General features: G+C 37.9%; 22 protein-coding genes and 1 riboswitch. Of the genes, 16 read left to right on the top strand and 6 right to left on the bottom strand.

Annotated elements, in window-relative coordinates; all coding sequences use genetic code 11:
- Positions 1–3: 3 nt before the first annotated feature.
- The 3 genes from DL897_RS01625 (at position 4) to trxA (ending at position 2,383) form a co-directional block, all read left to right on the top strand.
- Entirely contained in the window at positions 4–783 is a 780-nt protein-coding gene (locus tag DL897_RS01625; protein ID WP_113657714.1) for an electron transfer flavoprotein subunit beta/FixA family protein, read from the top strand.
- A 29-nt stretch (positions 784–812) separates the two neighbouring features.
- Positions 813–1,793, top strand: a complete 981-nt coding sequence (locus tag DL897_RS01620) for an electron transfer flavoprotein subunit alpha/FixB family protein (protein WP_113657384.1) — start codon at positions 813–815, stop codon at positions 1,791–1,793.
- Positions 1,794–2,059: 266 nt separating this feature from the next.
- Positions 2,060–2,383: a thioredoxin gene (trxA, locus tag DL897_RS01615; RefSeq protein ID WP_113657383.1), complete on the top strand. Its 324-nt coding sequence runs from the start codon at positions 2,060–2,062 to the stop codon at positions 2,381–2,383.
- A gap of 297 nt (positions 2,384–2,680) precedes the next feature.
- Here trxA and DL897_RS01610 read toward each other — a convergent pair whose 3' ends face one another.
- The 3 genes from DL897_RS01610 to DL897_RS01600 all read right to left on the bottom strand — a co-directional run bounded on the left by DL897_RS01610 (position 2,681) and on the right by DL897_RS01600 (position 6,097).
- On the bottom strand, positions 2,681–3,427 hold the full coding sequence (locus DL897_RS01610; protein ID WP_113657382.1) for a DUF2935 domain-containing protein: 747 nt from the start codon (positions 3,425–3,427) through the stop codon (positions 2,681–2,683).
- Between the two features lie 468 nt (positions 3,428–3,895).
- Positions 3,896–4,798, bottom strand: a complete 903-nt coding sequence (locus DL897_RS01605; protein ID WP_113657381.1) for a hypothetical protein — start codon at positions 4,796–4,798, stop codon at positions 3,896–3,898.
- Between the two features lie 219 nt (positions 4,799–5,017).
- A complete protein-coding gene (locus tag DL897_RS01600) occupies positions 5,018–6,097 on the bottom strand; it encodes a hypothetical protein (RefSeq protein ID WP_113657380.1) in 1,080 nt (359 codons plus the stop codon).
- A 121-nt stretch (positions 6,098–6,218) separates the two neighbouring features.
- On the opposite strand from DL897_RS01600, the gene uvrC reads away from it, so the two are divergent.
- Positions 6,219–8,009 (top strand): excinuclease ABC subunit UvrC, encoded by a 1,791-nt coding sequence (gene uvrC / locus DL897_RS01595; protein ID WP_113657379.1) that lies wholly within the window; start codon positions 6,219–6,221, stop codon positions 8,007–8,009.
- A 40-nt stretch (positions 8,010–8,049) separates the two neighbouring features.
- Here the strand turns inward: uvrC and tatA are convergent, their stop codons facing one another.
- Positions 8,050–8,241, bottom strand: a complete 192-nt coding sequence (tatA, locus tag DL897_RS01590) for a twin-arginine translocase TatA/TatE family subunit (protein WP_113657378.1) — start codon at positions 8,239–8,241, stop codon at positions 8,050–8,052.
- 409 nt (positions 8,242–8,650) lie between these two features.
- Between tatA and DL897_RS01585 the strand changes: the two genes are divergently transcribed.
- The 10 genes from DL897_RS01585 (at position 8,651) to DL897_RS01540 (ending at position 20,781) form a co-directional block, all read left to right on the top strand.
- Positions 8,651–9,730, top strand: coding sequence for a M42 family metallopeptidase (locus tag DL897_RS01585; RefSeq protein WP_113657377.1), 1,080 nt, complete (start codon positions 8,651–8,653; stop codon positions 9,728–9,730).
- A 298-nt stretch (positions 9,731–10,028) separates the two neighbouring features.
- The gene (locus DL897_RS01580) at positions 10,029–11,030 is read left to right on the top strand and encodes a phosphotransferase enzyme family protein (RefSeq protein ID WP_113657376.1); all 1,002 of its coding nucleotides are present in this window, start codon (positions 10,029–10,031) and stop codon (positions 11,028–11,030) included.
- Between the two features lie 133 nt (positions 11,031–11,163).
- Complete coding sequence (locus DL897_RS01575; RefSeq protein ID WP_168188592.1) at positions 11,164–11,874, top strand: HAD family hydrolase; 711 nt, start codon at positions 11,164–11,166, stop codon at positions 11,872–11,874.
- A 150-nt stretch (positions 11,875–12,024) separates the two neighbouring features.
- Entirely contained in the window at positions 12,025–13,095 is a 1,071-nt protein-coding gene (locus DL897_RS01570; RefSeq protein WP_113657374.1) for a M42 family metallopeptidase, read from the top strand.
- 376 nt (positions 13,096–13,471) lie between these two features.
- Positions 13,472–13,657: riboswitch (Lysine riboswitch) on the top strand.
- A 99-nt stretch (positions 13,658–13,756) separates the two neighbouring features.
- Positions 13,757–14,998, top strand: coding sequence for an aspartate kinase (locus DL897_RS01565; RefSeq protein ID WP_113657373.1), 1,242 nt, complete (start codon positions 13,757–13,759; stop codon positions 14,996–14,998).
- 299 nt (positions 14,999–15,297) lie between these two features.
- Positions 15,298–15,975, top strand: a complete 678-nt coding sequence (locus DL897_RS01560; protein WP_113657372.1) for a succinate dehydrogenase cytochrome b558 subunit — start codon at positions 15,298–15,300, stop codon at positions 15,973–15,975.
- A 15-nt stretch (positions 15,976–15,990) separates the two neighbouring features.
- On the top strand, positions 15,991–17,775 hold the full coding sequence (gene sdhA / locus DL897_RS01555; RefSeq protein WP_113657371.1) for a succinate dehydrogenase flavoprotein subunit: 1,785 nt from the start codon (positions 15,991–15,993) through the stop codon (positions 17,773–17,775).
- A complete protein-coding gene (gene sdhB, locus DL897_RS01550; RefSeq protein WP_113657370.1) occupies positions 17,772–18,524 on the top strand; it encodes a succinate dehydrogenase iron-sulfur subunit in 753 nt (250 codons plus the stop codon). Before sdhA ends, sdhB begins: the two co-directional genes overlap by 4 nt.
- A gap of 69 nt (positions 18,525–18,593) precedes the next feature.
- Entirely contained in the window at positions 18,594–20,042 is a 1,449-nt protein-coding gene (locus tag DL897_RS01545; RefSeq protein WP_113657369.1) for an aminotransferase-like domain-containing protein, read from the top strand.
- Positions 20,043–20,172: 130 nt separating this feature from the next.
- Positions 20,173–20,781: a LysE/ArgO family amino acid transporter gene (locus tag DL897_RS01540; protein ID WP_113657368.1), complete on the top strand. Its 609-nt coding sequence runs from the start codon at positions 20,173–20,175 to the stop codon at positions 20,779–20,781.
- A 67-nt stretch (positions 20,782–20,848) separates the two neighbouring features.
- On the opposite strand, the gene DL897_RS01535 is transcribed toward DL897_RS01540, so the two are convergent.
- Positions 20,849–21,736, bottom strand: coding sequence for a DUF1002 domain-containing protein (locus DL897_RS01535; protein WP_113657367.1), 888 nt, complete (start codon positions 21,734–21,736; stop codon positions 20,849–20,851).
- A gap of 414 nt (positions 21,737–22,150) precedes the next feature.
- Complete coding sequence (locus DL897_RS01530; RefSeq protein ID WP_113657366.1) at positions 22,151–23,689, bottom strand: fumarate hydratase; 1,539 nt, start codon at positions 23,687–23,689, stop codon at positions 22,151–22,153.
- A 168-nt stretch (positions 23,690–23,857) separates the two neighbouring features.
- Here DL897_RS01530 and pxpB point away from each other — a divergent pair, with 168 nt between their 5' ends.
- Together pxpB and DL897_RS01520 are read left to right on the top strand one after the other, a co-directional pair.
- A complete protein-coding gene (gene pxpB, locus DL897_RS01525; protein WP_240627248.1) occupies positions 23,858–24,550 on the top strand; it encodes a 5-oxoprolinase subunit PxpB in 693 nt (230 codons plus the stop codon).
- Positions 24,547–25,572, top strand: coding sequence for a 5-oxoprolinase subunit C family protein (locus DL897_RS01520; RefSeq protein ID WP_113657364.1), 1,026 nt, complete (start codon positions 24,547–24,549; stop codon positions 25,570–25,572). The genes pxpB and DL897_RS01520 overlap by 4 nt, the downstream gene beginning before the upstream one ends.
- Positions 25,573–25,659: the final 87 nt, after the last annotated feature.

The following is a 25,659-nucleotide window of genomic DNA, read 5'->3' as shown; positions in this document are numbered from 1 at the left end:
TGCATGGATATCTTAGTTTGTTTAAAGCAAACTTTTGATACGGAAGAAAAGATTACGATTGAAAATGGTCGTATCAATGAAGAAGAAGCTGAATTTGTGATCAATCCTTATGACGAGTATGCTGTTGAAGAAGCAATTCGTTTAAAAGAGAAATTTGGTGGGGAAGTTACCGTCATTACCATTGGACCTGAGCGAGCAGAACAAGCACTCCGAACTGCGATGGCGATGGGAGCAGATAAAGGTGTAATTGTTGATATTGAAGAGCTAGAAGAGCAAGTAGATGAACATACGATTGCTCAAATCTTAGCAGCGACAATCCAGGAGGAAGATTTGGATTATGACATTATTCTTTGCGGATACATGGCCGTTGATGACGGATCAGCTCAAGTAGGGCCAAGACTTGCAGAGTTACTTCATATCCCTCATATTTCCACGATCACCAAACTACATATTGATGGGGATCAAGTAACAGTAGATAAAGATGTTGAAGGGGATCTTGAGGTAATCGAATCGACTTTACCAATTCTTGTGACAGCACAACAAGGACTTAATGATCCACGATATCCATCTTTACCAGGAATTATGAAGGCCAAAAAGAAACCGCTTTCCCGTCTAGAAGTTGATGATTTGGATTTAGATGAAGATGAAATTGCGGCAAAAACAGAAACCCTTGAAGTTTTCTTACCACCTAAAAAACAAGCAGGAAAAGTACTACAAGGTGAGCTTCCTAAACAAGTTGAAGAATTGGTTCAGTTACTTAGAAATGAAGCCAAAGTGATATAGACGGCTTACTTTGGAGGGGGAACCATAGGATGAGCAAAAATGTATTAATATTAGCAGATGTTCGAGATAAAAAGTTACGTAATGTTGCATTAGAATGCTTGGCAGTAGCTCGCATGATTGCTGATGGTGGGAAAGTGACTGCTACAGTATTCGGAAGTAGTGCTAAAGATTTGGTAGAACAGCTTGCACATCATGGTGCTGACCATGTGATCACTGTATCAAATCCAGAGCTTGACCAATATACTTCAGATGCATATTTTCAAGCATTCAAGCAGGTAATTGAGAAAGTTCAGCCTGACGCTATTTTTACAGGTCATACAGCAGTGGGAAGAGATGTGAGCCCACGAATCGCTGCTCGACTCGGATTAGGATTAATTTCAGACTGTACTTCCGTCGAAGTGCAAGATGGGAAAATTATTTTCACACGACCGATTTATGCAGGGAAAGCATTTGTAAAAAAAGCTGTAAAAGAAGGCTTGATTTTTGCTACAATCCGCCCGAATAATATTGAAGCCTTAGCAACTGACACAAGTCGGACTGCAACCGTTGAAGATCTCGTTGTATCCTTTGATAAAGATTTGTTACGCACAATTGTAAAGGAAGTAGTCAGAAAAACAGCTGATGGAGTTGATCTCTCAGAAGCAAGAGTGGTTGTTTCTGGCGGACGTGGGGTAAAAAGCGAAGATGGATTTAAGCCACTGCAAGAGTTGGCTGACCTATTAGGTGGTGCTGTAGGTGCTTCCCGTGGAGCGTGCGACGCAGGATATTGTGATTATGGCTTGCAAATTGGACAAACGGGTAAAGTAGTTACACCTGATTTATACATCGCTTGTGGGATATCAGGAGCGATTCAACACTTAGCAGGGATGTCCAACTCCAAAGTTATTGTAGCGATTAACAAAGATCCTGAGGCCAATATTTTCCAAGTTGCAGACTACGGTATTGTTGGCGATTTGTTTGAAGTAGTACCACTTTTAACAGAGGAATTAAAAAAAGTTTTAGGTAAATAATATATGTAAGAGTAAAGCTTTGATTGACTATGAAGAGTTGTGTCCAATGGGGAAGAAAAGCTAAATAAAAGATGAATGGGAGCTTTTTTCCGATACTTGCTTTATCGGAATATAAAGCTCCCCATCTTATGTTTAAAAGGCAGGATAGTTATTTTGGTTATCGAAATATCTTGGAACTTTTTTGTTCTAATGATATACTAACATTGATAAAGGTACTTATTTGAATTTAGCTGATTGGTTGGCGTGACTAGAAGGAGGTTTTAAAGATGGCCGTGATTGAAATAACCGATCAAACCTTTGCAAAAGAAGTAGAAGCTAACGATAGTGGAGCAGTTCTGGTTGACTTCTGGGCAACTTGGTGCCCACCATGCCGTATGCTTGCTCCAGTTCTAGAAGAAGTTGATCAAGAAATAGGTGACCAAGTAAAAATCACCAAATTAAATGTAGATGAAAGTCCAGAAACGGCAGGACGTTTCGGAGTTATGAGTATTCCTACACTTATTTTATTTAAAGATGGAAAAATGGTAAGTAAAAGCATGGGATTCCAACCTAAAGAAGCATTAGTTCAATGGATTAATGAGTCTTTATAAATAGTTAAATTTCATTGAAAGAGAAGTTTTATCCTCTTATACAGTAAGATAAAAAGAAATGGGTTTCTCTGAAAAATGACCCCTGAGTCATGAATGGTAGGAGAAATCCATTTGAACATTGTGAATATGCACATAATCCACCATCTATTTTTACAAGATGGTGGATTATTTTTTATCATTTTTATGTTATGTTGAAAATTATTTTTGACGGACGCATATAAAATATAGTGAAGGAAGCCTCCAAGAATCGATTTGTTTATACAACTCAAAAGTGTTGAGATGTAAAATAGGATTAATCTATTCATGTACTTTTGCTTCAGCAAGCTTAGTTAAATAGTAACGTTCTTCTCGATACATATGATCAGCCATTAAAGGTGCCATAGTACCTAATATTTCTTTGTTTAATCCCATTTCCTCTAATTCCTTTAGAAAGTTCATAAATAATGTTATCTCAAGTTCGACATCTTTATAAAAACGGGATAAAGCAGGGAAATTTTTAAGTCGTGTACGTAAATAACCAGATAGTTCGACAGCTTTAATATAAAAATCCTCAAAATGATGAATAAAGTAACGGCATTTTGCTTTAAGAGTTTTCTCAGTTCCATCTAGTTTTTCATCGATCCCTTCAGCATGCCCTGCAGCGTCAGGTAACCATAATAAATGTTGATGTAAGGGATGAAGAGGTTGAGGGGCTTTCCCTTCGACTAAACACGAGAGAATTCTTAAGTACTCTTCAGCTTCATTGATCATATGATTTACAAATGTGGGCGTAAGATTAAATGAAATGGAGTTAGTAAGTAGGCGTCGAAGAATATGTAGTTTGAACTTGATTAGTTCATTAACCGATTGATAAGAAGATTTTAGCTGACTCGTGTCTAAAGGAGACTGTTCTAACTCGGAAAAACATTTTTTTAACGCCTTGGCTCTTTTGATCTCCTCTTTTTCTTTAGGTGATAAAGCATCGAGAATAAAGCGCGTATGATCATACATGATTTGAAGCCAAAAACTTTGCTCAAAATGTACCACTTCCTGAAAGCTGTCCATATGCTATCCTGCTACTAAAAACATAGAAAAAAACCCTATGTCTAGAAGGTTCCTGCTTCAACGTGTCCCACTTCGGCAGCTTCTCCCTACTGTGGTTTGTATAACACTCCACAGGCGTCAATTTCCGATTAGCTATCGGTATATATACATGGTCTCGATAGGTGAGCATCATGTACCATTTTCCACTTGGTTTTCGTCTTAGGTTATTTTTCTATGCTTCGCAGCAATTCCCTCCTTCCAATTAAAAAAAATGATACTCTTTTCCACCTTTACCTAACCTTTACTATCTTTCTGAGTACTGTTATTTACCTCCTATATTCAATGTAAAACGGTCTGAATATTATATGTATATGAGGAATTAAGCTAAAACATAACGAATGATACCTGTTTAAAGAGTAATTTATTTTTAAGTAAAATAAAAAAGGGTTTCTCTTGACTAATTCATACTTCAGAGAGCCCCATTTTATATTAATATTTCTTATCAAGTTTCCAATATATCGATTTTTTTTCGTATGTAATCCTGTCCAGCTCCGTTTGAATGCAGGAACGCATATTACGAAAATAGTAAATGGTTGGAATGACTGAGCTAATCATTAGTAAGATTGCACTAATGATGGTGGATGTGAAAAATGCGGATGGAGGGAATAAAGTTTTGAACATGGTCCAAAATCCCTCTCCACGAATATAAAATAATGGATCAACTATAGAAGAAAATAAGATATCAGGAAGTGAGAGAATAAAGCAAATTATCCCAATAACTAAAGTTGGCTTCCAAGCTCTTTTGAGAAGGAGTAACGTTATTTTCCATGCTTGGATGGGACGGATCTTCTCAGCAACCAACACCAATGTGGAGTAAAAAAAGAACATAAAGTAAAGGAAGTTTATTACGAAAAATGAAATAATCATCACTAGGTTAAGAATCGAATGATCTATATTTAACCCTATAATAACCAATATAAATAGAGGCATAAAGGCCGCTGTATTAATTAAAAAGAGAGTAAAAGTCCGACTAAGTAAAGAGAGCCCATAAAGTAAAAAATCAAAACTTTTACATGGTCTTCTCTCATATACTTGGATAATCGTTCCAAAGGAGGCACAGGTCACGAAGGAGAAATGTAATCCTAATAGAATGAATGTCAGAAAGATTAATAAAGAAGTTCCAATGCTAAACTCTGAAAAATGAGTAAGGTAAAAGATAAAACTTTTAGGGTTTAGAATGTTTTGAGTGGTAATATTCGTTAGGTACTCACTCATCAAAACTAAGATAAAAGTTGTAATCATCTCTATCATAGTTAAAATGAACATTCCTATTTCATGTGCTATTAAAATTCGCCAGCCATGACTTTTTAGAAGCGAAGAAAAAGAAGTCATGAAGGTTCCTCCTAAAAAGTAGAGTCTAATTGTTTGAGTGTGCTGTATCGCTCGGATCAAAAATTTAACCCTTTTTTTGATAAAGGTAGGAGATGGTTGATTTAGAGTATTCTCTCCTTTTATGTTACTATTTTATATGTTAATAAAAATAATGGACACACCTTTTAGCACAAAAATAGAAAACTCCTCCACCCAATAAAATGTGGTGGAGGAGTTTAACTAGGATTGATATGGTGGCTGTGGTGGGTACTGATTGGGTGGATATGGATTTGGCTGTTGCTGATTGTTAGGTGGATAGTTGTAAGGGTTTTGCTGTCCGTGCGGATTCATTTGATTTGGATTAAAAGTAAATGGTGGTTGTTGCTGTGCTTGTTGTCCATATGGGTTATATGATGGATAGCCATTTCCATTGGCTGAACCCCCACCTGGGTGATGCGGGAACAGATATGGACGTAAGTGTTTAAAGTAACGATAAACAATAATTAGAATAGTTAATATAGTAAAGAATGGAAAAAAAACAAGGTATATTACAAGTAAACTGATGGGGTTTGGATTTCCTTCCACTGAGAGTCCAACTACGATAAACAGAATCACGTAGAGAAGAACAATAGCTAGAACATTAAGAAGTCCTGTAACAAATACTTTTCCAAAAGCTTTCATAAGTAAGCGTACGGATAGCTTTAAGGAACGAAAAACACCCGTTTTTTCGGAGATTAATATGACAGGTGCATGCATGAAAAGAAGCATATAAATCATAAATATAAGCAAAAAAATAAGGGAAAACGCAACAACAAAAGAGTCTTCACTACCACTACCGATGGAATTAGTTGTAATCGATGCAAACACAATAAACATAATGATAAAAATGGGGATAAACGCCAGACCAATTAGTAGCATCTGCCCAATTACTTTGCCTAGGTACTTGAAACCACATTTGAAATAGGTTCCAATACTAGCACGGTTTTGTGTAACAGCTTCAATAGCTACTCCATAGTTAGCTCCGATTGGAAATGAAGCGATCATCAAAATCATCGCCAAGTAAAAAATGAAGAAGATGAATAAACCTACACCAATATCAGCGAATAAGCCAAGTATTTGAGCTTCGCTAGGCTCTCCACCCATACCAGTTAAAATTCCCATCAAAGCAGAAGAATTGCTAGATGCAAAAAGGATTCCACCTATAAGGATCAAGACCAATGCAGAAATGAGATATACAATAAAGCTTAGGATAAGACCTAAAACATTGGAAAGCCATAGCTTAAAACCATGCCTAGTTAAGATGGATGAAAAACTTTGCACAAAAACCCCTCTTCCTAAATTATACTATTCTTATCAATTACTATATCATGTTTTGTTTGGGCTGGTGAGTATATTTATATACATGTAGTGAAATTGTTTTTTGTAAGAGAGAGGTGAAAGTATGCCTAAAATCAAAGAGAAACTATCTCTGCTACCTGATCAACCGGGATGTTATTTGATGAAGAATCAACATCAAGAAGTGATTTATGTCGGAAAAGCAAAGAATTTACGCAATCGTGTACGTTCATACTTTACAGGTGCTCATGATGCGAAAACAGAACGATTGGTCATGGAGATTGCTGATTTTGAGTATATTGTTACAGGAACGCCAATTGAAGCGTTAATTTTGGAGTGTAATTTAATCAAGAAGTATCGTCCACATTATAATGTGATGTTAAAAGATGATAAATCGTATCCTTATATTCGTTTAACCAAAGAAAAACATCCACGTCTAGAAGTTACACGGAAAATAAAAAAGGATGGTTCTAAATACTTTGGTCCCTATCCACATGCTGGAGCGGCTGCTCAAACAAAGAAGTTGCTCGATCGTTTATTTCCCTTACGTAAATGCCGTCATTTACCTAAACGTGTTTGTTTGTACTATCACTTAGGGCAATGTGTCGCTCCTTGTGAATATCCGATTCCTTCTGAGCAGTATGAAGAAATGACGAAGAAGATTATTCGCTTTTTGAATGGAGGATATCCGGAAATACAGCGTGATTTACGTCATAAAATGGAAGAAGCGGCAGAAGCATTGGAGTTTGAAAGGGCTAAAGAATTAAGAGACTTGATCCAAGATATTGATGCAGTCATGGAAAAGCAAAATATTGCTTTTGCGGATCAAATTGATCGTGATGTATTTGGATTTGCAGCAGATAAAGGATGGATGTGTGTACAAGTTTTCTTTGTAAGACAAGGGAAATTAATCGAGCGAGAAGTTTCTCTTTTTCCCCACTATAATGAAGCTGATGAGGATTTCTTATCTTTTATTGCACAGTTTTATCATGAAACACCCGTATTACCCAAAGAGATCGAGTTGCCGAGTGGTGTCGATCATGATTTGATCCAGCAATTTGTTCCAAATGTTCACGTCCATACTCCAAAGAGGGGTTTAAAAAAGAAATTGGTTGAGATGGCGGAGAAAAACGCTCAATTAGCTTTGCAAGAGAAGTTTGCTTTAATGGAAAAAGATGAGGAGAAAACAATTCAAGCTATACGTAATCTTGGAGAAGCGATAGGATCAGGTCTTCCACGTCGTATCGAAGCTTTTGATAACTCGAATATTCAAGGGGCAGATCCTGTATCTGCAATGGTTGTATTTATCAATGGGAAGCCTGCTAAAAAAGAATATCGAAAGTATAAAATTCGTACAGTGGACAAGCCAGATGATTATGAAACGATGCGAGAGGTTATTCGGCGTCGGTACACACGGGTATTAAAAGAAAACCTCTCTATACCTGACTTGGTTTTGGTCGATGGGGGCAAAGGACAAATTTCAGCAGCGGTAGACGTACTTGAAAATGAGCTAGGTCTATATATTCCTGTAGGCGGAATGGTTAAGGATGAAAAACATCGTACCGCAAAATTAATGATGGGTGACCCACCCAAGGAAGTTATCTTACCAAGAGGAAGTTTGGAGTTCTATTTACTACAGAGAATTCAAGAGGAAGTACATCGATTTGCGATCCAATTCCACCGTCAGACACGTGGGAAAAATTTGCTGCAATCCAAGCTAGACCAAATACCAGGTGTAGGTGAGAAAAGGAAAAAGCAGCTTTATCGATATTTTGGGTCGATTGAAAAGATGCGTACAGGAACGATAGAAGATTTTCAAAAAGCTGGTATTAGTGCTAAATTAGCACAAACTATTTTACAGGCATTGAAAGCTCCAGATAAGGCCCATAATGAATAAAATAAAAAGCGGCTCTATTAAAGCAGCCGCTTTTTCTATATTATTTTCCTTCTTCACTCTTTGCCAATTCCTGTTTTTGCTCTTGGGTAGATGATCCAGAGACTGCTTTACGGAAAGAACGAATGGTCTCACCTGTAGCCTTGCCAAGCTCAGGAAGTTTTTTTGCACCAAACAATAATAAAACAACCAAAAGAATAAGAACAAGCTCAAATACTCCTAAAGAACCAAACATGATTCATCACGTCCTATTAGAAATTATAGTAATATGCAGTTGTGCTTCCTAAACCAATTTCGTGTAGCTTTGATAAGATCTCTATAAAGTTCTTTTCATTCCAGATTTTATGCAAACACGATTGCCTTTAGGTTTAGGTATGAGTTGAGATTTAGATGATTCTGCAACATGTTCTGATATCAAATAATATGTTTATTATATCTTGAATTGAAATAGATAGCTAGAATCGTAATATTGATTTTATATTAAGGTGTTTTTTTCTTGTTTTTGTGCTATCTTTGATATTGAAAGTATTTAGATTCTTTTCATATCCATTGTATAAATGCTATTTTTTTCCTATATGGATGTATCATTATGTACATATTTTTCCATATTAAGTATGAATTGTAATATAAAAGGGGGGTCCCTAATGGATCAAATAACTCAATTGATGAAAGAATTTACAGAAGCAGATGGCGTATCTGGATTCGAAGATGAAATGGGTCAAGTGATGGAAAATCATCTTGCCCCGTTATCAGAAGAGCTATTAAGAGATCGATTGGGAGGAATAGTAGGAAGGAAAACAGGAGATACAGATGGTCCAAGAATATTGTTAGCTGGTCATTTAGATGAAATTGGATTTATGGTAACTAATATCACGGATAAAGGTTATATTCGTTTTCAACAGTTAGGGGGTTGGTGGACACATACCCTCTTATCGCAACGTGTCAAAATAAAAACAGCAAAAGGGGATTATATTGGACTGATTGGTTCAAAGCCACCCCATGTATTAAAAGCAGAAGAAAGAAAAAAAGTATTGGATTTAAAAGACTTGTTTATTGATGTCGGTGCAAAGAGTCGTGAAGAAGCAGAAGAAATGGGAATCAGTCTAGGGGATGCTATTGTTCCGGTATCTGACTTTTTCACGATGCGTGATGGTGAACTTTGGGTAGGAAAGGCTATTGATAATCGTGCAGGTTGTGCCGTAGCTGTAGAAGTGCTTCGTCGCTTGCAAAATGAAGAACATCCTAATACGGTATTTGCTGGAGCAACCGTACAAGAAGAAGTTGGATTACGTGGAGCACAAACAATGGGTCATCTGATTCAACCTGATATTGCTTTTGCTTTAGATGTAGGAATTTCAAATGATATACCTGGTACCGATCAAGAGCAACCACCAAATATTGTTGGTGAAGGTCCACTGATCACCCTTGTTGATGCGACAATGATTGGACACCCTGGATTACGTCGGATCATACGAGAAGTAGCAAAAGAAAAAGAAATTAACTTACAGTTTGATACCATGATGGGTGGAGGAACAGACGGCGGGAAATTTCACCTGAGTGGAAATGGTTGCCCGACAATCGTCGTTGGCTTTGCAACCCGATATATACATAGTCACAATGCAATTATGTCACGTAGAGATTTTGAACAAGCGGTTACTTTACTTACTGAGGTCATTAAGCGTCTTGATCGTGAAACGGTGGATCAAATTACTTATAGATATTAAGCAAAAGTCCAGTTCATTTAAACAGAAGGAACAATTCTTTTCAAAAAGATTTGTTGATATGATATGGAGGGTTCTGTTTACTATAGCAGAGCTCTTTTATTTTTTCTAGAACGAAACGTTTTGTTAGTTTCAGCTAGATGGGGGTATTAAGTTAGAGTAAATATTATTTATGAATGCATATTAACAATCCCGGTAATTACATGAGCGACTACATAACAAGCAACCTCTTATAAAATTAGATTCTGATATGAAATGTTATAAATTGAGTTAATAGAGATATTAGAAGGGAGGGTGCTAGTTGATTTTGGCAAGGAAAGGTGAAAGTATGGGAGAACAGATTATCATAGGTGAAATTTTACATCATATCACTTCTACTTTTCGTTTTCAATTAGACGATATTGAACCAATCCAGCGAGGCTATCAAAATAGAAAATGGTTCGCTATCAATGATCATGGAAAAAAACTATTTATAAAATGCTATTCCTCCAAACGCTACCCTTCAGAAAAAATGAGGTTTGTCCGAATAGCATTACAAATTCAGTCTCAACTACATGAAGCTGGCGTAGTTTGCCCGAAGCTTTATGGAATAGACGGCAAGTATATTTTTGAAACACCATCTGGTTTTCTTTTTTGTATGATGGATGCGTGTGATGGAGATACCATTCATCCAGGTGAAGCCAATTGGTTACAAATGTTTGATTTAGGTAGGGTTACAGGTTATATGCATCAAGTGTTAAATGATTTTCCAAAGGATCGATCTTATTGGTCACCAACGCGATTACAGTTACTGAAGAAATGGAGAATGGAGTGGGAAAAAGCTTCTACAGAGAATTGCTCGATCCGTATTCGCTTTCTTTTAAAAAGACAAAGAGAAATTATTGATTCATTGCAAATGCAACAATTTGAAGAGTGCGAGCAGGGATGGGCACATTGGGATTTGTGGATGGAAAATATTTTATTTCAAGGAAATTTAGTGTCAGCTATTCTGGATTTTGATCGAATGAAGTATGTATACCCTGACTTGGATATCGCACGGGCAATTATGTCTGGTGCATTTATATCTCAAATGGGTATGGATATGCGTAAAGTAGCGGCATTTATAGAAGGCTATCGAACTTATCGACCCATAACGAAATTTCAGTTAGCACGGGCCTTTCGTTTACTCTGGTGTAAAGAAGCGCCTTGGTGGTATACAGCAGATATTGAAGAGCGTAGTGAAAATCCACGTCGCTTTTTTGAAGAGATGTGTTGGCTGATGGAACATTGGTGGGAATTAGAAGATATTTTTGATATAGGATAAATGAGAAAATGATCGAGCTGTTTGGATATGATAAAATCCTTCCTTTAAGTTTTTGCAGTTCTTCTAATGGTGAAAGGGTGGGCATGATCCCTAGCAATACTTCTGATCTAGGATGAAAGGGAGGATATCTCTGATGATCTGTGCGATTGTTTTTGACTTAGATGAAACATTATTAGATCATACTCAGACACAAGAAAAGGCTTGCTTTCATTTGTATAACCAATATTTTAAGAAACGTTGTTCTTTTAGTCAGTTTCAACGATACTGGAAACATGAATCAGATCGACTATGGATCGCATATCGACTAGGGCAGATAACGATTGAAGAGCGAAGGGTACAACGAATGCAATCCTTATCTTTACAATTCTTAAACCAAAAGGTAAATGAAGAAGAAGCAGCCCAGATGCATCAGGAGTATATCCAATTTTACGAACAAAACGCTCAGATCTTCCCAGATGTCTTACCTTGTTTTCAGAGGCTTTCAAATTATAAGCTAGGTATTATAACAAATGGTAATGTAAAGTCTCAGCGAAAGAAAATAAAATCAAGTGGTTTAATGCCCTATCTCTCAGCCACGATCATTTCTGAAGAAGTGGGTATAAGAAAGCCAGATCCTGAGATTTTTCGGATTTGCTTAAATCAATTGGAGATAGATGCGAAACAAGCTATTATGGTTGGAGATCGTCTTGATAAAGATGTGATTGGAGCAACTCGAATAGGAATAAGCGGAATATGGATCGATCGCAAGAATCAAATGATACCTCAGATATATTCAGAAATAGTTATTATTCGTACTTTGGATGAGATACCCGAAGCTATTACACTTTTATCACATGAAGAATAAAAGGAATAAGTGGACCATATATAGAACGGATTACATATAAAAATATGTAGTTTTATAGTTTAATTTTTTTACAATAGAGGAAATACATTACTTATCTATTATTACTTGTTTGCTTAATATTCTAACTGAAAATGAAAGTAGGTAGGAAATATGAATTCTCTCGAAGACTTAATGAAAGAACTAACAGAAGCGGATGGAATACCAGGATTTGAAGGTGCTATTGCAAAGAAAATGATAAAACACCTTACACCCTTGTCAGATGAAATCATGAAAGATCGTTTAGGAAGTATAGTAGGGAAAAAAGTAGGAGAAGTGGATGGTCCACGTATTTTAATCGCTGGTCATATGGATGAAATTGGGTTTATGGTGACACAGATCACAGAAGAAGGATTACTTAAGTTTCAATCATTAGGGTATTGGTGGCCACATCAACTATTATCCCAAAGAGTAAAAGTTAAATCGAAACAAGGGGATTTTGTCGGGGTTATTGCTGGTAAATATAGTCTTTCATCTCTAGAAAAAGATTTGAAAAAGGTAATGAATCTACAAGATTTGTATATAGATATTGGTGCTAGAAGTAAAGAACAAGTGGAAGAATGGGGAATTCGCTTGGGAGATCCCATTGTACCTCAATCTGAGTTTTTTACAATGAATCATGGGGAAGTCTGGGTCGGCAAAGCGATGGACAATCGAGTAGGATGTGCCATAGCGATAGAAGTATTACGAAATTTACAAAATGAACAACATCCAAATATTGTATTTAGCGGCGCGACGGTGCAAGAAGAAGTAGGAGTACGTGGAGCTGGCACTTTAGCTAATCTAGTAGAGCCAGATGTAGCGATCGTAGTTGATATTTGTGATGCACAGGATAGACCTAGTTTGGCTTTTTCTGGAGCATGCCAGTTAGGAAAAGGACCAGTGATTGTCCTTAAAGATGTCATGATGATCGGTCATTTAGGACTACGTGACTTATTTATCGATACGGCGAAAGAAGAAGGGATTTCAGTACAGTTTGATGCATTAAATTATGGTGGAACAGATGGAGCTAAATTCCATACACATGGCATTGGTTGTCCAACTATCTTTATTGCTGTCCCAACAAGGTATGCACATAGCCATAATACATTGATGGATCGAAGTGATTTAGAAAAAGCGATTCAGTTAGTTTCTGCTGTAGTCAAAAAATTGAATGAGGAAACTGTTCATAAGCTTTTTGATTAGAGCACATGTATTAAAGTTAGAGCCCTCATACCACTTAGAAACCGTTTAAGTCGTTTGTGTAAAGCCAATCGATGATAGTAGCTCTAATTTCAACAATTCAAATAGTTCTAGTCATAGTAACTCTATGCGCAGTAGTTCAAGTTGTAGTTCAGGTTTACGAAAGATTTAATTAAAATTAAACAAACTCTAACTAATTTATTATAGAAATAGTAACCTTAGTTTAACAGATATCAGCGACTTTTATTTTTCTTTTCATCCTAAACGTCGAGCAAAAAAGTAGAATTGGGATCATGAATATATAAAAAAGATATTTGCATATGATAAATAGAATATGTTACTATATTAAAAATAATTATATATTATCTGCTCGCTCGCAATGTGAGGTAGAGGAGCGAACTTTCAATAGTACTTGTTTGGAGATGCGGGATCAATGAAAAACAAGGAAAGGGAAAGTTTGCCGAAACTCTCATAAGGCCCGAACCTTAAGAGAGTTGGGGTTGTACTCGAATAGGGTCAACACTGTCACAGAAGCCGCTTGCTTTTGTGGAGCACTATCTTTCAGAGGAGAGTAGCTGGTCGTGTACACACGGCGACAGCAGACTTTCTCTGCTGTCGCCTTTTTATATGCAGCGGCGTGCGAGATAGCAAGGAGGGGAAATTCGTGGGGATCATTGTACAAAAATTTGGTGGAACATCGGTAGGGAGCATAGAACGAATTCAGCTTGTCGCTGAGAAAGTAGCTAAAACAGTAAAAGATGGTCATCAATGTGTCGTGATTGTATCAGCGATGGGCGACTCCACCGATGAGCTGGTTGCTATGGCACAGAAAATTAGTCATTATCCATCACCAAGAGAAATGGACGTACTATTGTCAACTGGTGAACAAGTAACGACCGCTTTACTAACAATGGCACTACAAGCAAAGGGACTTGCTGCTCGTTCGCTAACTGGATGGCAGGCTGGTATTAAAACAAATGCAGTCCATGGAAAAGCTTTGGTGGAGAATGTAGAAACAACTCACATTCGCGAAAGCTTAGAGCAAGGTGAAATTGTAGTGGTAGCTGGTTTTCAGGGAATTTCAGAGGAAGGAGAAATCACAACACTTGGACGTGGTGGCTCGGATACCAGTGCGGTTGTATTAGCTGCAGCACTTTCTGCGGATCGTTGTGAAATTTATACAGATGTAACAGGCGTTTTTACCACTGATCCACGTTTGGTGGAAAAGGCTCGCAAGTTGAAAGAAATTTCTTATGAGGAGATGCTAGAGCTGGCACGTTTAGGAGCTGGAGTACTACATCCGCGTTCAGTAGAATGTGCTATGGTTTATGGAATCCCACTTATTGTCTGTTCAAGCTTTGTTGATGAACCAGGAACTTGGGTTAAGGAGGTCAATCAAATGGAAACAACACTACAAGTACGAGGAATTGCTCATGATTTGGATGTCGCTTGTATTAAAGTATATGGTCTTAAAAAAAATAAAGGAAGTTTACCACGTTTGTTTGAAGTTTTAGCGGAAGCTCATGTGAATGTGGATATGATCGTTCAAAGTGAACAAGGCGAATCTTTACAAGATCTTGTTTTTAGTGTAGTAGAAGGGGATAGTAAACAAGCAGTAGAGGTACTTGAAGCGGCAAAGCAGGAACTTGGCTTTACAGAGGTTCAATGTGAAATAGGACAAGCCAAGGTATCTGCAGTAGGTGTAGGGATGATGAAACAGCCTGGAGTAGCAGCAAAAATGTTTAAAACGTTAAGTGATGCAGAGATTCATATTAAATTAGTCAGTACTTCTGAAATTAAAATTTCTTGTGTTGTTGAAAGAGTGCAGGCAATAAAAGCTGTACAGTTACTACATACCGCTTTCGAACTAGATGTAGCCAAAGAGCAAGCTGTAGTTAAATCATAAAATAAAATCGTAAGGTATAGTGGTTACCTATATCTTACGATTTTTTCGTTTTATTTTTTTGCTCGAAAGCACATACTGTTAACTATTCCACTTCCATGGTCGTCTGTCCAGCAGTACAAACGTCTTAAAGACTCCGATCGGTAATTTTCATGAATTAGTAAAAACAGATTTTTGACGTTTTCTTGACGCTTTCAAGACATTGGGAGTAAAATAGGCAATGATGTTACAACTCTTTCCGAGCGATTGCTTGGAAAGCAAAAATATAATCTGAATGAAAAAAGATAGAATGGAGGCACATGATGAGCAGTCAGCGGAGCTTTTTTAACCGTCGGATACACTCCTTGCTAGGCGTTATACCGGTGGGCTTTTTTTTGCTCGAGCACTTCTATACGAACTATAAAGCGAATGAAAGTGCACAATCTTTTATTGATGGGGTAGAGTGGCTTTGGGGAATTCCGTTTTTGCTGGTCTTAGAAATCTTTTTCATTTTTCTTCCATTGATGTACCACGGAATTTATGGACTTTATATTGCTTTTCAAGCAAAACCAAATACCAATCAGTTTGGTACATTTCGTAACTATATGTTTGTATTACAGCGGATTACGGGAGTGATCACCTTAATCTTTGTAGTATGGCATGTATGGGATACACGTATTCGGGTTGTCGGACTTAGTGAGCATTCATTAGATGTTGCTAAAAACATGGCGATTGAACAGGCCTTACGTCTACAAAGCCCAGTCTTTTTAACGATCTTTATCATTGGAATTATTGCGGCAGTCTTCCATTTTTGTAATGGTATGTGGTCTTTCTTGGTAAGCTGGGGGATTACGGTAGGACCACGTGCACAAAAAGTTTCAACATATGTTTGGATGGTTGCATTTGTACTTATTTCTTTCGTAGGCATAAAAGCTGCATTAGCTTTCAATGATCCATCATTTATCGATGAAGTTCAGAAAATCACGGCAGCACAGCATTAGAAGGGAGCTTTTGCCATCATGAATGAAAAAATTATTATAGTCGGTGGCGGTCTTGCCGGTCTTATGGCAACTATTAAGGCTGCTGAAGCAGGTGCAAATGTACAACTCTTTTCTTTTGTTCCTGTAAAACGTTCACACTCTGTGTGTGCACAAGGTGGAATTAATGGAGCGGTAAACACCAAAGGAGAAGGAGACTCTCCTTGGGAACACTTTGATGATACAATCTATGGTGGAGACTTCTTAGCGAATCAACCTCCTGTAAAAGCGATGTGTGAAGCAGCGCCAGGAATTATTTATTTATTGGATCGGATGGGGGTTCCTTTTAACCGAACACCAGAAGGGTTAATCGACTTCCGTCGTTTTGGTGGAACCAAACATCACCGTACAGCATTTGCTGGAGCAACGACAGGTCAACAATTGCTTTATGCATTGGATGAACAAGTCCGTCGGTTTGAATCAGAAGGAAAGGTAACCAAATTTGAGTTTTGGGAGTTCGTATCGATTATAAAAGATGAAGAAGAGCGTTGCCGGGGTATCATTGCACAAGATCTACGTAGTGGTCAAATTGAATCATTTGCAGCAGATGCTGTTATTTTAGCGACTGGTGGTCCTGGGATTATCTTTGGTAAATCAACGAACTCAATGATTAATACGGGTACTGCAGCAAGTGCTGTTTATCAACAAGGTGTTTATTATGCAAATGGAGAGTTTATCCAAGTTCACCCTACAGCCATCCCAGGTGATGACAAACTGCGTCTCATGTCAGAGTCAGCACGTGGTGAGGGTGGACGTGTTTGGACTTATAAAGATGGAAAACCATGGTACTTCCTAGAAGAGTGGTATCCAGCATATGGGAATTTAGTTCCACGCGATATTGCTACACGAGCTATCTTTAAAGTTTGTGTAGATATGAAATTAGGAATCAATGGAGAAAACATGGTGTATTTGGATCTATCCCATAAAGATCCAAAAGAACTCGATATTAAATTGGGTGGAATTATTGAGATTTATGAGAAATTCGTAGGGGAAGATCCACGGAAAGTTCCGATGAAGATTTTCCCAGCTGTTCACTACTCAATGGGTGGAATGTGGGTTGACTTTGATCAAATGACAAACATCCCAGGCCTGTTTGCAGCAGGTGAGTGTGAGTACCAATATCATGGTGCCAACCGCTTGGGTGCTAACTCACTCCTTTCCTGTATTTATGGTGGAATGGTTGCTGGACCAAATGCTGTCCGTTATGTACGTGGTTTAAATAAATCAGTTGAAGATATCAGTGACCAAGTATTTGAAAGTCAACGCAAAAAAGAAGAAGAAAAATATACGAAGCTCCTTAACATGGAAGGTACGGAGAATGCATATCTCATTCATAAAGAGCTTGGCGAATGGATGACAGATAATGTAACTGTGGTTCGTTACAACGATCGACTACTCAAGACGGATGAGAAAATCCAAGAATTGATTGAGCGTTATCAACATATCAATATGGTTGATACAAGCAAATGGAGTAACCAAGCTGCATCTTTTACCCGTCAGTTATGGAATATGCTCCAACTTGCCCGTGTAATTACGCTAGGTGCTTACAATCGGAATGAAAGCCGTGGTGCACACTATAAACCAGACTTCCCAGATCGTAACGACGAAGAATGGTTAAAAACAACAAAAGCAAGATATACCGAAAATGGCCCTGTTTTCGAGTATGAGCCTGTTGATACTTCTTTGATTAAACCTCGTCCTCGCCGCTACGATGTGAGTAAACAAGATGAAAGTGGGAAAAAGGGAGAGGGTGAGAAATCATGAGCGAACAACAAATGATTCATTTGATAATCAAACGCCAAGATGGCCCAGATGGCCAACCTTATCACGAAGAGTTTAAAATTCCTTATCGCCCCAATATGAATATTATCTCTGCATTAATGGAAATCCAACGAAATCCAGTTAATGCTGCTGGGAAAACAGTATCACCTGTCATTTGGGAATCGAACTGTTTAGAAGAGGTTTGTGGTGCTTGTTCGATGGTGATTAACGGCCGTCCTCGCCAAGCATGTACAGCTTTGATTGATAAATTAGAGCAACCGATCCGGGTAGAACCAATGGGAACATTCCCAGTGGTTCGTGACTTGTCGATTGATCGCGGTCGGATGTTTGATGCATTGAAAAAAGTAAAAGCTTGGGTACCGATCGATGGTACGTACGATTTAGGACCTGGACCCAAACTACCAGAAACCGAACGGCAATGGCGGTATGAACTTTCTAAGTGTATGACTTGTGGAGTATGTTTGGAAGCTTGTCCAAATGTCAATAGCAAATCGAACTTTATCGGGCCTTTTGCTGTAGGACAAGTTAACCTATTTAACACCCATCCTACGGGTGCTATGAATAAAGAAGAACGCTTGGAAGCATTGATTAGTGATGGTGGTTTACAAGAATGTGGTAACTCACAAAACTGTGTTCAAGCTTGTCCAAAAGGAATACCACTAACAACTGCAATTGCAAATATGAATCGTGAAGCAACAAAGTTCATGTTTAAAAAATGGCTTTCATTCTAATAGAAATCAACAAATCGCCTTCCCATCAAATGGGGAGGCGATTTTGTTAAGAAAATCGGAGGTAGCCTGATGCTTCCTATAAAATGGCGGCCGAATAAGCACTCTAGTATGCCATTATATTTACAAATCAAAGAGTATCTTCGTCGGAAAATTGAATTAGGAGAATGGACCGTTGGAAGTCGGATACCAGCGCAGAGAGAATTAGCTAAAGCTTTTGGTGTTAATCGAAGTACAATTGTGACAGCCATTCAGGAATTGGTTGCTGAAGGACTACTGGAAGGTCAAGGAAGAAAAGGAACGATTGTGATTAATAATTCTTGGTCACTTTTACAAGCAAAACAGCCTCCTGACTGGATAAATTATGTTCAAACGGGAATTTATTACCCCAATTTGCCAACAATCCAGCAGATAAACCAAATGGAATTTCAGCAGCAAATGATTCGTCTGGGAACTGGAGAGCTCGCACCGCATCTTTTTCCACATCAAAAGTTAGGACAAATTTTAAAGGACTTATCCAAAAGCTCCTTAACATGGGGATATGCAGAGCCGAAAGGGCTCTTATATTTACGTGAACAAATAAGTAACTACTTGAGATCCTTTGGAATCCATGCTTCCCCAGCATCAATCTTAATTGTTTCTGGGGCATTACAAGCACTTCAGCTTATTTCGTTGGGGTTGTTAAAACAGGAGGAGACGATCCTTGTTGAAAAGCCTTCTTATCTACAATCGCTTCATTTATTTTCTTCAATGAATATCCATTTAATTGGATTACCGATGGATCAGGAAGGAATTCAAACAGAAAAAATAGCGAGTTTAACACAAAATGATCAGGCATCGCTATTATATACCATTCCATCTTTTCATAATCCAACGGGGATTTTGATGTCAGATAGAAGACGAATGGATTTACTTAAAAGATGTGCAAATATAGGGCTTCCCATTATTGAAGATGATGTTTATCGCGAACTATGGTTGGATGAACCTACCCCAGTCCCTTTAAAAGCACGAGATCAAACAGGTCTTGTTCTTTATATAGGGAGTATGTCCAAAATAGTGAGTCCAGGACTGAGAATTGGTTGGATCGTGGGGCCAGAGCCTGTCATTGAAAGGTTGGCTGATATTAAAATGCAGACGGACTATGGAGCAAGTTCGCTCTCACAGTGGGTTGTAGCCAAATGGTTGGCAAGTGGAGAGCATCTTTCGCATACTGAATTTGTACGTAGCATACTTCGACAAAAAAGAGATATCACTTTATCTCTATTACAGCAGGAGTTTTCAAATTTAGCTAAGTGGACGCAGCCACAGGGAGGTTTTTATATCTGGCTAAAATTATGTTCTGCCATCTCGATTAAAAAATTATTCAATGAGGCTAGCAAGCAAGGCATACTATTGAATCCAGGGTATATATATGATCCATTGGAAAGTAACGCACTTCGTTTATCATTTTCTTATGCTTCTATGGATGAGCTTCAAGTTGGGATAAAAAGATTAGCACAATTAGTCCGAAAGCTTAAATAAAGAACTTTCCTTTCAAACATATACTGGCTATATTCATTTTGGTTGGTATAGATCCCATCTATTTGGCTGGAGACAATTTGGATGATCCCCTTTATGATGGTATTTGGACTAATCATAAGGAGGGAGATAAATGAATGCCTTTATTCATGGTTTTATTTTAGCTTTTGGTCTTATTTTACCACTGGGTGTTCAAAATGTTTTTATCTTTAATCAAGGCCTTTTACAAAAACGTTTTCGTTATGCCCTTCCTGCAATTATTACTGCTTCACTTTGCGATACTTTGTTAGTTTTACTTGCTGTTTTTGGAGTTTCATTGGCTGTTCTAGCGCTAGGATGGCTTAAAAACTTATTAGTGGGTGTAGGAATATTATTCTTGCTGTATATGGGTTGGACAACTTGGACAGCTACAGTAACTACGATGAAGCATACTCAAGATGAAAAATTTACTTTTAAGAAGCAAATATTATTTGCAGCTTCCGTATCATTACTTAATCCTCATGCTATTTTAGATACGATCGGTGTGATTGGAACAAGTTCAATCAATTATATAGGAGCAGATAAGATATGGTTTACTGCTTCAACCATCATTGTTTCATGGCTTTGGTTTTTTGGATTGGCTTTTACAGGACGCTTTATTGGGAAAGCTGATAGTACGGACAGGTTTGTAAGATGGATTAATAAAATTTCAGCGTTGATTATTTGGGGAACAGCTATTTATCTGCTAACGATGATCATTTAGTTGGTTAGAAGTAAAAAAAACTCCCATCGTAAGTTGTAGTCTTACGTCTGGGAGTTTTATCAAATGATTATTTACTAGAAAAGAAATCACCAATTGCAGAGAATAAATCCTCAAACCATTGTCCTATCGTAGCGAATAATCCTTGTGCTTCTTTAGACTGTAATACATTACTAATATCTCCCCGTAACTTGGAAAGCTGGTCAGTAAGTGTATCTAAATCAATATTTAAACTAGCAAAGTTTTGGGCATAGCTTATCAATTGATCAATCGTTTGATTGTTTAGATTGATATTAAATTCATTGGAAATGTTAATAATGATATTTTTATATTCATCTGCTGTTTTGGGTTGTTCTTTCGCGATTTCTTCTTTTAGACGATTAATAAATTGAGCAGCTTTATTTCCGTCACCGATTTCTTTGGCTAATTGTGAAGTACGCACGATCTCTTCACTAGCTACGTCTTTTTTGTTATCATCTATTTTTTGTCCCGTTGCTTGCTCAAATGCTTTAATAATTCCAGTGAGACCAGCTGTACCTGATACTGGAAATGGTGCAGTGACATAAAGATCTGCGTCTTTTATCCCTGCAGTAATCGCTGCGTTTGCATACATACTGTTGGTTACGACCGTAATATTTTTGGTTTTGACAGAGATACCGCCTTGGCTTTTATTTAAGGAAATTTTAGCAGAGGAGATAGCTCTACTCCCAATGGTTTGTTTATCTAAGTATTTACCAAGATATTGATGCTCTTCTTGGTTGGTTACATCAATAATTTGTGCTTGATTGGCATCGACATTCATTTCATTTAGAATTGCATTTCTCTGTTCTTGACTAAGGTCTTTCCCTAGCGTGACGACTGTTTCTGCTTGGTCTGCAAAAGCAGAAATTGGAAGCAAGAGAACAAGCGCTAGAATGAAGCTAAGAAAGGTAATACTTAGCTTTTTCCATCGTTTCATGATGAAACCCCCTTGGATTTTTATGGCTGGGATTAGGTTGTATATAACTTTGAAGAGTGTAAATCTTCTTATACGTTTACAAAGAAATTTGCAACGAAATATCGAAAGCAACCTATCCTACCACAATATATACCCCCTTTTTATTGTAACGTTTCTCTTAATTTCTGTGAATAGGAAGAAATAGGATGTGGTTTAATTATTTATATTATTCAGAAATGAAAGGTTGTTAAATTTGGAATGGGCTTCTTAAAAAGCATCACGGAAACCCATTCCAAGTCAGAAGTATAGACTTATCATATACTGGGAATTAGAGATGTTATTAGAGACTTTGTCTCTTAGACGAAAAATGACTTTCTAATTGGTTCATTTTGATTAATCAACACGACTGATTCCCAGTTTATCTGCTCTGTGGATTTATTTAAAAACAGGGTCTTTAAATTGTGCTAATTTTTCACGGGAATTTTGATCAACATCGGCATGTAAACTGTTTCCATGAGCATCCATGGTGACAATGGCAGCAAAACCTTTGACATGTAAGTGCCACATGGCTTCAGGGACACCAAACTCCATAAAATCGACACCTTCTACTTGGGTCATACAATCAGCATAATATTGTGCAGCCCCACCAATAGCATTAAGATATACAGCACCATGCTCTTTTAAAGCAGCTAAGGTTTTAGCACCCATTCCACCTTTACCGATGACCGCACGAATTCCAAACTTCTTGATGATATCTGCCTGATAGGGCTCTTCACGGATACTGGTAGTAGGACCAGCAGCTTTAACTTGCCAGTTGCCATTGGCATCTTTTAGCATAACAGGACCACAGTGGTAAATCACTCCATTATTAAGATCGACTGGAGCATCATGGTCGATGAGATATTTGTGTAAAGCGTCACGTCCTGTATGGATTAGCCCATTTAAAATAACAACATCCCCAACTTTGAGTTCGCGAATTTGCTCTTCAGAAATAGGGGTAGTAAGTACGATTTCACGTGTACCTTCCTTTTTCACTTCGACAGCTGGAGCCGATTCTTCTTGGTTCGTTTCTGTTTGGTCTTCTTTATAGATCCAGTCGATTATTTCGCCGGAGTTACTATCGATATGAACTCCTTGGCGACGGAAAGCCCAACAATTATAAGCTACAGAAACAAAGAAGCTAGCAGGAATCCGATGAATCGCACCGATTTTACATCCAAGTAGGGTGACATTTCCACCAAAGCCCATAGTTCCGATACTAAGCTGGTTAGCTGCATCCATAATATACTCTTCTAATTTGGCTAAATCAGGGTTGGGATTGGTATCATCTGCCGATCGGAATAATTGCATTTTAGCCAGCTCGTATCCAGTAGTACGATCTCCTCCTATTCCTACACCGATAAATCCAGCACTACAACCTTGTCCTTGTGCTTGATAGACAGCATGTAGAATACATTTACGAATGCCATCTAAATCGCGTCCAGCACGTCCTAATCCTTCTAATTCGCAAGGAAGGCTATATTGAATATTTTTATTTTCGCAGCCGCCCCCTTTCAGAATGAGACGTACTTCGATATAATCTTTTTCCCATTGATGATAATGGATTACAGGTAAACCAAGTCCAAGATTATCCCCACTGTTTTCTCCAGTAAGTGAATCTACAGAGTTTGGACGAAGCTTTCCTAATTGCGTTGCTTCGACAATCGCTTCTTTGATCATTTGGGTCATTTGGATTTGATTGGCACCGACTGGGGTATTAATGATAAAAGTTGGCATACCTGTATCCTGACAAATCGGTGAGATATTTTCTTCAGCCATTTGAATGTTTTGAGAAATAGTAGATAAAGCGATACCTGCACGTGTACCTGCATCTTCTTTTTCTTTAGCTATACGAATGGCTTGTCGAACATCAGGAGGTAGGTTCGTTGATGTTTCGGTAATTAGTTTTAATATGGATTCTTTAAATGCTTCCATGTTAAATCTCCTCTTCTAATTAAAAACTCGTATCTTTTACTATTATACTAAAAAGTCAATAGGATAATAAAATAGGTTTAAGTTTTGCTTTACCTAATAGAGTAACGCTACTAAATGGGGGTATTAATAGTGAAAGGAAGGAAATGTTCCCCTTTTCCATATAAGATCATGCCATTGAATGAGTATGCAGTAACCATAGAACTGGGAGATCAGATTGATGAAATAATACATCAACGGGTAAAGAGACTAAATGATGCTTTAGAAGAACGTGCATTTCTTGGCTTAGTGGAAATCGTAATGACATATACTACATTAACGGTTTTCTATGATCCAACGCTTATAGCGAAAGCAGGCAATGAGTTTCCTTATTCTTTTGTATGTTCTTATATTAAAGATTTAATCGAATCACTTGATGATCGATCCCCTACACTGCCGAACTTAGTTGAAATTCCAGTTTGTTATGGTGGTGAATATGGTCCTGATCTGGATGAGGTTGCAAAGTTTCATGGGCTATCTCTGGAAGAAGTGATACAGATTCATTCAGAGCCAAGCTATCTAGTGTATATGATCGGATTTGCACCAGGTTTTCCTTACTTAGGAGGGATGTCAGCAGAAATTGCGACACCGCGAAAACATACACCAAGCTTATCCATTCCCATCGGGTCTGTAGGAATTGCTGGATCACAAACAGGGATTTATCCCATTTCCACCCCTGGGGGTTGGCATATTATCGGACGAACCCCTCTTACTTTATTTGACTCAAAGAAATCTCCCCCCAGCTTACTTCAAGCTGGCGATCGTGTACGTTTTCGACCGATTTCCAAAGAACAATATATACAGTGGAAAGAAGGGAAACGATGAGTATTCTTGTGAAACATCCTGGACTTTTCACCACCGTACAGGATCAGGGGAGACACGGTTATCAAAAGTTTGGTGTCGTCGTGGGTGGTGCGATGGATCTATTTGCTTTTCGCATGTCTAATCTATTGGTAGGAAATGATCAAGGGGAGGCCGGATTAGAAGTAACATTAAGAGGACCTGAGCTGGAGTTTTTAGCAGATACAGTCATTGCTATTTGTGGTGGAGACCTATCACCTATGCTTGATAGTAAGCATGTTCCTATGTGGCGTCCAATTTATATACGAAAAGGTTGTGTACTCCATTTCGGAGCGATACAGACAGGATGTCGTGCTTATATAGCTATAGCTGGTGGGATTGATGTTAACCATGTATTAGGGAGTGTAAGTACATATACTCGTGCTAATTTAGGAGGATTTAAGGGGAGAGCTTTACAGAAAGGCGATATTCTTCCACTCAAAGAACCATTCTATACTATAGAGAAATATCGTCAGCAATTTAACTTAATAAAAGATTCTTCAGTTTCTATATCGAAATTTTCTTTGAATCATAAAGTATTGCCCCCATATCGAAACAATCCATGTGTTCGTTTTGTGCGTGGAAGACAATATGATGACTTTTCATCAGAAGCAAAGCGAAGATTGGTAACCTCATCGTATCGGGTATCATCAAAGTCCGATCGAATGGGATATCGATTAGAAGGTCCTGCTTTAATGTTACAGGAGCCAAAGGAGATGATTTCAGAGACTATTTTGTTTGGTACTATTCAGGTGCCTCCAGATGGACAACCGATCATATTAATGGCAGATCGCCAAACAACAGGTGGATATCCTAAGATAGCTCAAGTGATCTTTGTCGATCTTCCCATACTTGCTCAGGTTAAACCAGGAGAAACACTCACTTTGCAGGAAGTTTCTTTACAAGTTGCAGAACAGCTCTACTTGAAACAAGAAGCAACGCTACAATTTATGCAAAAAAGACTTCGATTATATTGGGAAACAGGAGTGTTGATTAACCAAAAATAGGTAAGAAAGGGAGGCATTTTTCGACTCAGTCGACCTCATGCCCCGCTCTATGGGATAAGAAGTTCTAAGAGGCAAAGCCTATAAGAA

Origin of the sequence: Thermoflavimicrobium daqui, from assembly GCF_003313465.1 — a bacterium.
GTDB classification, from domain to species: Bacteria; Bacillota; Bacilli; order Thermoactinomycetales; family Thermoactinomycetaceae; genus Thermoflavimicrobium; species Thermoflavimicrobium daqui.
Note: the sequence above shows the minus strand (reverse complement) of the source record. Positions and strands in the feature narration are given on the sequence as shown.

Bases quoted from the DNA above. Each gene is read 5' to 3' on its own strand.
- pxpB (WP_240627248.1), top strand. From the start codon at position 23,858: ATGCCATTGAATGAGTATGCAGTAACCATAGAACTGGGAGATCAGATT.
- uvrC (WP_113657379.1), top strand. From the start codon at position 6,219: ATGCCTAAAATCAAAGAGAAACTATCTCTGCTACCTGATCAACCGGGA.
- trxA (WP_113657383.1), top strand. From the start codon at position 2,060: ATGGCCGTGATTGAAATAACCGATCAAACCTTTGCAAAAGAAGTAGAA.
- DL897_RS01540 (WP_113657368.1), top strand. From the start codon at position 20,173: ATGAATGCCTTTATTCATGGTTTTATTTTAGCTTTTGGTCTTATTTTA.
- DL897_RS01585 (WP_113657377.1), top strand. From the start codon at position 8,651: ATGGATCAAATAACTCAATTGATGAAAGAATTTACAGAAGCAGATGGC.
- sdhB (WP_113657370.1), top strand. From the start codon at position 17,772: ATGAGCGAACAACAAATGATTCATTTGATAATCAAACGCCAAGATGGC.
- DL897_RS01530 (WP_113657366.1), bottom strand. From the start codon at position 23,689: ATGGAAGCATTTAAAGAATCCATATTAAAACTAATTACCGAAACATCA.
- DL897_RS01570 (WP_113657374.1), top strand. From the start codon at position 12,025: ATGAATTCTCTCGAAGACTTAATGAAAGAACTAACAGAAGCGGATGGA.
- tatA (WP_113657378.1), bottom strand. From the start codon at position 8,241: ATGTTTGGTTCTTTAGGAGTATTTGAGCTTGTTCTTATTCTTTTGGTT.
- DL897_RS01520 (WP_113657364.1), top strand. From the start codon at position 24,547: ATGAGTATTCTTGTGAAACATCCTGGACTTTTCACCACCGTACAGGAT.
- DL897_RS01545 (WP_113657369.1), top strand. From the start codon at position 18,594: ATGCTTCCTATAAAATGGCGGCCGAATAAGCACTCTAGTATGCCATTA.
- DL897_RS01620 (WP_113657384.1), top strand. From the start codon at position 813: ATGAGCAAAAATGTATTAATATTAGCAGATGTTCGAGATAAAAAGTTA.
- DL897_RS01535 (WP_113657367.1), bottom strand. From the start codon at position 21,736: ATGAAACGATGGAAAAAGCTAAGTATTACCTTTCTTAGCTTCATTCTA.
- DL897_RS01575 (WP_168188592.1), top strand. From the start codon at position 11,164: ATGATCTGTGCGATTGTTTTTGACTTAGATGAAACATTATTAGATCAT.
- DL897_RS01625 (WP_113657714.1), top strand. From the start codon at position 4: ATGGATATCTTAGTTTGTTTAAAGCAAACTTTTGATACGGAAGAAAAG.
- DL897_RS01605 (WP_113657381.1), bottom strand. From the start codon at position 4,798: ATGACTTCTTTTTCTTCGCTTCTAAAAAGTCATGGCTGGCGAATTTTA.
- DL897_RS01610 (WP_113657382.1), bottom strand. From the start codon at position 3,427: ATGGACAGCTTTCAGGAAGTGGTACATTTTGAGCAAAGTTTTTGGCTT.
- DL897_RS01560 (WP_113657372.1), top strand. From the start codon at position 15,298: ATGAGCAGTCAGCGGAGCTTTTTTAACCGTCGGATACACTCCTTGCTA.